Genomic DNA, 7,670 nt, shown 5'->3' on the forward strand with positions numbered 1-7,670 from the left:
CGGGTCCGGGTGTCGGGACGGTTCCTGCGCTGGCCGATCGCGGCGTCCTTCGTCGGCCACGCCGCGGTCCTGGGTGGCCTGATCGCCTACGAGACGATGCAGCCGGAGCCGCCGCCGAAGCCGGTCGAGATCGTCATGGCCGCGGTTCCGACCAGCATGGACGCGCTCTCCATGAAGGCCGAGGAGACTGCGGCGGTACAGCCGGACGCCGCCCAGACCGCAACGCCGGTCGAGACGGCGACGCCGGCTCCGGTCGAGGCGGCCCAGGCGGTGCCGGTCGAGACGGTGCCGCCCGTCGACACGGCGGCGACGCCACCGCCGCCGCCGCCCGCGGAGGTGAAGACGGCCAAGGCCGAGGAGATCCCGCTCGAGACGCCGGTCGAGCAGGTGGCGGCGATCGAACCGGCGGAGACCAGGCCGGTCGAGGAGCGGGTCGAGACGGTGGCCCGCGACGTGGTGCCGCCGGCGCCGAAGCCGCCGCGGCCGATCCCGCCGCGGCCGCGCCAGCCGACCCCGGTCGCCGCCAAGGTGCCGCCCGCGCCCGCGCCCGCTCCGGCCGTGCCGGCGCCCGTCGCCGACGCGCCGCCCGCGCCACCCAGCCCGGCGCCGGTGACGCAGACCGCGATGCTCTCGGCGCCGGCGCCGCGCCCGGCCCGGCCGTCGGGCCCGTCGCAGTCCTATCTGGCGGCACTGCGCGCCCAGCTCGAGCGCTACAAGACCTATCCGCCGGCCGCCCAGCGGCGCCGGATGGAGGGCACGACGACGGTGCGCTTCACCATCGCGCGCAACGGCGCGGTGCTGGGCTACCGCATCGTCGGCAGTTCCGGCCATTCGCTGCTCGACCGCGAGGTCGAGGAGCTGCTGCAGCGCGCCTCGCCGCTGCCGGCGCTGCCGGCGGACGTCGACGGCGAGCAGCTCGAGATCGTGGTGCCGATCAGCTTCTATCTGCGCTGAGGCGCCTTCAGCGCAGCACCAGGATCGCCAGCATCGCCGTGCCGACGGCGATGCGGTACCAGGCGAAGGGCACGAAGCCGTGCCGGGCGACGAAGCCGACCACCGCCCGCACCACGACCAGCGCGGCGAGGAAGGCCGAGAGGAAGCCGACCGCGATCACCGCGGCGCCGGAGCCGTCGAGCGAGTGCCAGTTCTTGAAGATGTCGTAGGCGGTCGCGGCCGCCATGGTCGGCACCGCGAGGTGGAAGGAGAACTCCGTCGCCGCCCGCCGATCGAGGCCGAGCAGGACGCCGCCGAGGATGGTCGCGCCGGAGCGCGACACGCCCGGGATCATCGCCACCGTCTGGCAGAGGCCGATCTTGAGGGCGAGGCGGAAGCGCACGTCGTCGACGGTCGCCACGGACGGGGCCGGCTTCAGCCGCTCGATCACCAGGATGGCGACGCCGCCCAGGATGAGGGCGACCGAGACGACCCAGGGCGAGAACAGCACTTCCTTGATGAACCGGTGCGCGGCGACGCCGACCACCAGCGCCGGGACGACGCCGAAGAAGAGGTTGCCGTAGAAGCGCTGCGCCGCCGGATCGTGGCCGAGCCGCACCAGGCTGCCGAACAGGCGCTCGCGGTAGAGCCAGCAGACGGCGAGGATGGCGCCGAGCTGGATCGCGATCTCGAACACCTTGCCGGGCGGGCCGCGGAAGCCGATCAGGTCGATGGCAAGGAGCAGGTGCCCGGTGGAGGAGACGGGGATGAACTCCGTCAGCCCTTCGAGCAGTCCGAGAAGGGCCGCCTGCAGCGCGATCGAGAGGTCCATGGCGGCGTCCCGAGCGCGGGCGGCGGGGAGGAAGGTGGCCGGGAGGGAGGATGGTGGGCGCGGTAGGGATTGAACCTACGACCCCCGCGGTGTGAACACGGTGCTCTCCCACTGAGCTACGCGCCCGCCCGGCGGATGGCTTATAGTGGCGCCGGTCCGAGCAAGTCAACCACCGGACCGGAGGGTGGGGCGATGCGGCGAATCCAGGGACTGGGCTGGTTCCGGGTGGCGTCCGTGGTGCTGGTCCCGAACGCCGCCGCGGCGGCGATGCCGCCCGTCGAACTCCGCTACGACGTCTACGCGGCGGGCGTCCCGGCGCTGTCGCTGCGGCTCGACATCCAGGTCTCGGCCGACCGCTACCGCATCGTCGCCGACATGGAGACGCGCGGCATGGTCGGCTTCTTCTATTCCTGGCGGCACCGCGGCATCGCCGAGGGCCGGGTCGAGGACGGGATCCTGCGGCCGGCGCAGTACCGTGCCGTCAGCGACGCCGGCGGCACGATCCGGACCGCGACGCTGGACTATGCCGCGGACGGCGTCGTCGTCGCGAGCGCCGATCCGCCGACGGAGGCGGGACGGGACCCGGTGCCGGCGGACCTGACGCGCGGGTCGGTCGACATCCTGACGGCCGTGCTCGCCGTCACCCGCCGCATGGACCGGTCCGGGCGCTGCGACGGGGCCGTGCCCGTCTATGACGGCCGCCGGCGCTACGACCTCGTCTTCGCCGACGGTGGCGCCGATCGCGCCAGCGCCATGACGGTTTCGGCCGTGCGGCGCTGCCAGGCGACGATGCGTCGGCTGGCCGGGTTCCTGAAGACGCTGTCGCCCTGGGACGACGGCGACGAGGCACGGGCCGCCGCGATCTCGGTCGCGGTGCTGCGCGACGACCTGCCGGCGGTGCCGGTGCGCCTCGATCTCGCGACGCCGATCGGGGTGGCGCGTGCCGAACTCACGGCCGTCAGCGTCGACGGAAGGCCGCTGCCGCCGCCCGTCGACGCGCCGCAGGTCGCCCGGGCGCGGCCGCCCGGTCCAACCCTGCCGCCGCGCTGAGCCGGCTCAGGCGGCGAGGCGGGCGATCGCCGCCGGCAGTTCGGCGAAATCGTCGATCGTCGCGTCGGCGTGCAGCTCGGCGAGCGGGACGCGCGAATAGCCCCAGGAGACGGCGACGACCGGCACGCCGGCCGCCCGGGCGGTGGCGACGTCATGCTCGTTGTCGCCGACCATCAGCGCCGCCGAGGGCGAGAGGCCGAGCCCGGCGATCGCCGCCAGCAGCGGCGCCGGGTCCGGCTTCTTGACCGGCAGCGTGTCGCCGCCGACGACCGAGGAGAGGAACCGGTCGAGGCCGAGTCTGGCCAGCATCAGGCGGCTCGCCCGCTCCGGCTTGTTGGTGCAGAGGCCGAGCCGGTGCCCGGCCCCGACCAGCGCCGCCAGCGTCTCGGGCACGCCCGGGTAGGGCCGCGTGCTGTCGGCCGAGATCGGCTCGTAGATCGCCAGGAAGTGGCGGGTCTGCGCGGCGAGTTCGTCCGCCGCGACGGGGCGTCCGGCCGCGGCAAAGCCGCGCTCGACCAGCTTGGCGACGCCGTCGCCGATCATCCGCCGCACGGCGGCGATGGGATGGGGCGGCAGGCCCGCCTCCGCCAGCAGGCGGTTGAGGGCGGTGCGCAGGTCGTCGGCGCTGTCGACCAGCGTGCCGTCGAAGTCGAACACGATCGCGGGAAACCGTCTCGGCGTCATCGAAGGTCACAATCTTTGAGGGTCGGCCGGCTTGACCCTGCGGCGGCCGGACGGATATCCGACCCCTCGGGCGCATTCTCCTGCCAGCCGTCGGGAGGTGCTGGGATTCTTAGCCGGTCGGGATGCCGATGACCACAACCGACATCCGCTGCGCGGACGCCACCCTCGCCGTCGTCCTCGCCGCGGGCGAAGGCACGCGCATGAAGTCGAGCCTGCCCAAGGTGATGCACCCGGTCGCCGGCCGGCCGATGGTCGGTCACGTCCTCGACGCCGTGGCCGGCGCCGGGATCGGCCGGGTCGCGGTCGTGATCGGCCCCGGCATGGAGCGGCTGGCGCGCTGGGTGGCGCCGCATCCGACCGCGGTGCAGTCGGAACGGCGCGGTACCGCCCACGCCGTGCTCGCGGCCCGGGCGGAGATCGCGGCCGGCGCGGACGACCTGCTCGTCGTCTTCGGCGACACGCCGCTCGTCTCCCCGGGGACGATCGCCGGGCTGCTCGCCGAGCGCCGTCGCGGGGCGGCGGTCGCGGTCCTGGGGTTCCGTCCGGCCGATCCCTCGCCCTATGGCCGCTTCGTGCTCGACGCGGCGGGCGGACTGGAGCGAATCGTCGAGGCCCGGGACGCGACCGAGGCGGAGCGCCGGATCGGCCTCTGCAACGCCGGGCTGATGGCGATCGACGGCGCCCGCGCCCTCGACCTGCTCGACCGCGTCGGCTGCGACAACGCCAAGGGCGAGTACTACCTGACCGACCTCGTCGCGGTCGCCCGCGGGCTGGGGCTCCCCTGCCGCTTCGCCGAGGCGCCCGAAGCCGAACTGATGGGCGTCAACACCCGCCTCGACCTGGCGCGGGCGGAGGCGGCGATGCAGGAGCGGCTGCGCCGGCGGGCGATGGCGGAGGGGGCGACGCTGATCGCGCCCGAGACCGTGTTCCTCGCCGCCGACACGCGCCTCGGCCGCGACGTCACCGTCCATCCCCATGTCGTCTTCGGGCCCGGGGTCACGGTCGCGGACGGGGCGGAGATCCGCTCCTTCAGCCATCTCGAGCAGGCGACGGTGGGGGCGGGGGCCCTGGTCGGCCCCTTTGCCCGGTTGCGACCCGGGGCGGAACTCGGCGAAGGCGCCCATGTCGGCAACTTCGTCGAGATCAAGGCGGCGACGCTGGGTGCGGGCGCCAAGGCCAACCACCTCGCCTATATCGGCGACGCCAGCGTCGGCGCCGGCGCCAACATCGGCGCCGGCACCATCACCTGCAACTATGACGGGTTCGCCAAGTACCGCACCGACATCGGCGCCGGGGCCTTCATCGGCTCCAACACCGCGCTGGTGGCGCCGGTGACGGTGGGCGCGGGGGCGATCGTCGGTGCCGGCAGCGTCGTCACCGAGCCGGTGCCCGACGATGCGATCGCCATCGCCCGGGCCCGGCAGACGACCAGGACCGGGCAGGCCCCGGCCTACCGGGCGCTGCGCCGCGCCCGGCGCGAGGGGGGGAAGGCATAGGACCATGTGCGGCATCATCGGCATTCTCGGCACCAAGCCGGTCGCGAACCTCCTGCTGGAGGGGCTTAAGCGGCTGGAATATCGCGGCTACGACAGCGCCGGCATGGCGACCCTGGTCGACGGCCACATCGAGCGCCGCCGGGCCGAGGGCAAGATCGACCGGCTGGCGGCGGTGCTCGCCGACCGGCCGCTCGACGGCATCGTCGGCATCGGCCACACGCGCTGGGCGACGCACGGGATTCCCAACGAAGCCAACGCCCACCCGCACGCCACCCACCGCGTGGCGCTGGTCCACAACGGCATCATCGAGAACTTCGCCGAGCTCCGCGACGAGCTGCGGGCGCTGGGCCATGCCTTCGAGAGCGAGACCGACACCGAGACGGTCGCCCACCTCGTCACCCACCATCTCGATGCCGGCCTGTCGCCGGAGCAGGCGGTGGCGGCGACCCTGAAGCGCCTGCACGGGGCCTTCGCCTTCGCCATGATCTTCGCCGGCCACCACGACCTGATGATCGGCGCCCGGCGCGGCAGCGCGCTCGCCGTCGGCTACGGCGACGGCGAGATGTTCCTCGGCTCGGACGCGCTCGCCCTGGCGCCCCTGACCCGGCGCATCGCCTATCTCGAGGAGGGCGACTGGGTGGTCGTCCGCCGCTCGGGCGCCCAGGTCTTCGACGCCGAGGACCGTCCGATCGAGCGCGCGATCCGCGAGACGGCGGTGTCGGGTGCCTTCATCGGCAAGGGCAACCATCCGCACTTCATGCACAAGGAGATCTTCGAGCAGCCGGGCGTGATGGGCGACACCCTGCAGGCGCTGATGAACCCGGCGACGCGCACCATCCACCTGCCGGGCCTGCCGTTCGATCTGGCCGAGGTGCCGAAGGTGACGATCGTCGCCTGCGGGACCTCCTTCTATGCCGGGCTGGTGGCGAAATACTGGATCGAGCGCGTCGCCCGGGTGCCGGTCGAGATCGACATCGCGTCCGAGTTCCGCTATCGCGCGGCCGACATGCCGGCGGGCGGGCTGGCGCTCTTCATCTCGCAGTCGGGCGAGACGATCGACACCCTGGCGGCGCTGCGCTACGCCCGCCAGCAGCACCAGAAGATCGTCGCCATCGTCAACGTGCCCGAGAGCACCATGGCGCGCGAGGCCGACGCCGTGCTGCCGACCGTGGCCGGACCCGAGATCGGCGTCGCCTCGACCAAGGCCTTCACCACCCAGCTCATGGTGCTGGCCGCCTTCACCCTCGCGCTGGCCCGCGCCCGGGGCCGGCTCGACGCGCGGCACGAGGCCGAACTGGCGCTGGCGCTGGCCGACCTGCCGGGGGCAGCCGCCGCCGTGCTGGCCGGCGAGGCGGCGCTGGTCGAAGTGGCGGGGCGCATCGTCCGGGCGCGCGACGTGCTCTATCTCGGCCGCGGCACCGCCTATCCGATCGCCATGGAAGGCGCGCTCAAGCTGAAGGAACTGTCCTACATCCATGCCGAGGGCTATGCCGCCGGCGAGATGAAGCACGGGCCGATCGCCCTCATCGACGACACGGTGCCGATCGTCGTGGTGGCGCCGCCGGACGAACTCTTCGAGAAGACCGCCTCCAACATCCAGGAGACGCTGGCGCGCGGCGGCCGGGTCGTCATGCTGTCCGACGCGGCGGGGATCGCCCGTTTCGAGGGCCGCCTGGAGGCGGCGTTCGCGATGCCGGCGATCCATCCCTTCGCCGCGCCGGTGCTCTATGCCCTTCCGGTCCAGCTCCTCGCCTACCATGTGGCCGTGCTGAAGGGCACCGACGTCGACCAGCCGCGCAACCTGGCGAAGAGCGTGGTCGTCGAATAGCCGGGCTCCCATTCCGGCCGTGACCCGGATGGGCCGGCGCGACTAGAGTGCCGGCCCGGACCCGAGACCGTTCCCGCGACGCGGAGGATACCATGCAGCTCAAGGACCCCTCGCTGTTCCGCCAGCAGTGCTATGTCGACGGCGCCTGGGTGGATGCCGACGGCGGCGCCACCATCGAGGTCACCAATCCCGCCAACGGCAAGGTGATCGGCACCGTGCCGAAGATGGGCGCGGCCGAGACGCGGCGTGCCATCGAGGCGGCCAACGCCGCCTGGCCGGCGTGGCGGGCGAAGACCGCCAAGGAGCGCTCGGCCATCCTGCGCAAGTGGTTCGACCTGATGATGGCGAACCAGGACGACCTCGGCGCCATCATGACGACCGAGCAGGGCAAGCCCCTGCCCGAGGCCAAGGGCGAGGTCGCCTATGCCGCCTCCTTCATCGAGTGGTTCGCCGAGGAGGGCAAGCGCATCTACGGCGACACCATCCCGCAGCACCAGGCCGACAAGCGCATCGTCGTCCTCAAGGAGCCGATCGGGGTCGTCGCCTGCATCACGCCGTGGAACTTCCCGGCGGCGATGATCACCCGCAAGGCCGGCCCGGCGCTGGCCGCCGGCTGCCCGGTCGTCATCAAGCCCGCCAGCGCCACCCCCTATTCGGCGCTGGCGCTGTGCGAGCTGGGCGAGCGCGCCGGCATCCCCAAGGGCATCCTCAACGTCGTCACCGGCGGCGCCAGGGAGGTGGGCGGCGAGATGACGGGCAACCCGATCGTCCGCAAGCTCTCCTTCACCGGCTCGACCGAGATCGGCAAGGTGCTGATGCAGCAGTGCGCGGCGACGGTGAAGAAGGT

7 protein-coding genes and 1 tRNA gene are annotated in these 7,670 nt (G+C 73.1%); 5 read left to right on the top strand and 3 right to left on the bottom strand.

Annotated elements, in window-relative coordinates; genetic code table 11:
- Positions 1–954: TonB family protein (locus ACE3Q3_RS21740; RefSeq protein ID WP_374449507.1), on the top strand; the 954-nt coding region annotated here is incomplete at its 5' end.
- 7 nt (positions 955–961) lie between these two features.
- Here ACE3Q3_RS21740 and ACE3Q3_RS21745 read toward each other — a convergent pair.
- Together ACE3Q3_RS21745 and ACE3Q3_RS21750 are read right to left on the bottom strand one after the other, a co-directional pair.
- On the bottom strand, positions 962–1,765 hold the full coding sequence (locus ACE3Q3_RS21745) for an undecaprenyl-diphosphate phosphatase (protein WP_374449509.1): 804 nt from the start codon (positions 1,763–1,765) through the stop codon (positions 962–964).
- Positions 1,766–1,816: 51 nt separating this feature from the next.
- Positions 1,817–1,891 (bottom strand) — tRNA-Val (locus ACE3Q3_RS21750).
- Positions 1,892–1,957: 66 nt separating this feature from the next.
- Between ACE3Q3_RS21750 and ACE3Q3_RS21755 the strand changes: the two genes are divergently transcribed.
- Entirely contained in the window at positions 1,958–2,815 is an 858-nt protein-coding gene (locus ACE3Q3_RS21755) for a DUF3108 domain-containing protein (RefSeq protein ID WP_374449510.1), read from the top strand.
- Positions 2,816–2,821: 6 nt separating this feature from the next.
- Here ACE3Q3_RS21755 and gph read toward each other — a convergent pair whose 3' ends face one another.
- Positions 2,822–3,499, bottom strand: coding sequence for a phosphoglycolate phosphatase (gph, locus tag ACE3Q3_RS21760; protein WP_374449512.1), 678 nt, complete (start codon positions 3,497–3,499; stop codon positions 2,822–2,824).
- Positions 3,500–3,621: 122 nt separating this feature from the next.
- Here gph and glmU point away from each other — a divergent pair, with 122 nt between their 5' ends.
- The 3 genes from glmU to ACE3Q3_RS21775 all read left to right on the top strand — a co-directional run.
- The gene (gene glmU / locus ACE3Q3_RS21765; protein WP_374449513.1) at positions 3,622–4,995 is read left to right on the top strand and encodes a bifunctional UDP-N-acetylglucosamine diphosphorylase/glucosamine-1-phosphate N-acetyltransferase GlmU; all 1,374 of its coding nucleotides are present in this window, start codon (positions 3,622–3,624) and stop codon (positions 4,993–4,995) included.
- A 4-nt stretch (positions 4,996–4,999) separates the two neighbouring features.
- Positions 5,000–6,823: a glutamine--fructose-6-phosphate transaminase (isomerizing) gene (glmS, locus tag ACE3Q3_RS21770; protein ID WP_374449514.1), complete on the top strand. Its 1,824-nt coding sequence runs from the start codon at positions 5,000–5,002 to the stop codon at positions 6,821–6,823.
- 92 nt (positions 6,824–6,915) lie between these two features.
- Positions 6,916–7,670: aldehyde dehydrogenase family protein (locus ACE3Q3_RS21775; RefSeq protein WP_374449515.1), on the top strand; the 755-nt coding region annotated here is incomplete at its 3' end.

The organism is Allostella sp., from assembly GCF_041913585.1.
Classification (GTDB): domain Bacteria; phylum Pseudomonadota; class Alphaproteobacteria; order ATCC43930; family Allostellaceae; genus Allostella.

Excerpts from the sequence above, each read along its gene's own strand:
- glmU (WP_374449513.1), top strand. The coding sequence starts at position 3,622 with ATGCCGATGACCACAACCGACATCCGCTGCGCGGACGCCACCCTCGCC.
- glmS (WP_374449514.1), top strand. The coding sequence starts at position 5,000 with ATGTGCGGCATCATCGGCATTCTCGGCACCAAGCCGGTCGCGAACCTC.
- ACE3Q3_RS21755 (WP_374449510.1), top strand. The coding sequence starts at position 1,958 with ATGCGGCGAATCCAGGGACTGGGCTGGTTCCGGGTGGCGTCCGTGGTG.
- ACE3Q3_RS21745 (WP_374449509.1), bottom strand. The coding sequence starts at position 1,765 with ATGGACCTCTCGATCGCGCTGCAGGCGGCCCTTCTCGGACTGCTCGAA.
- gph (WP_374449512.1), bottom strand. The coding sequence starts at position 3,499 with ATGACGCCGAGACGGTTTCCCGCGATCGTGTTCGACTTCGACGGCACG.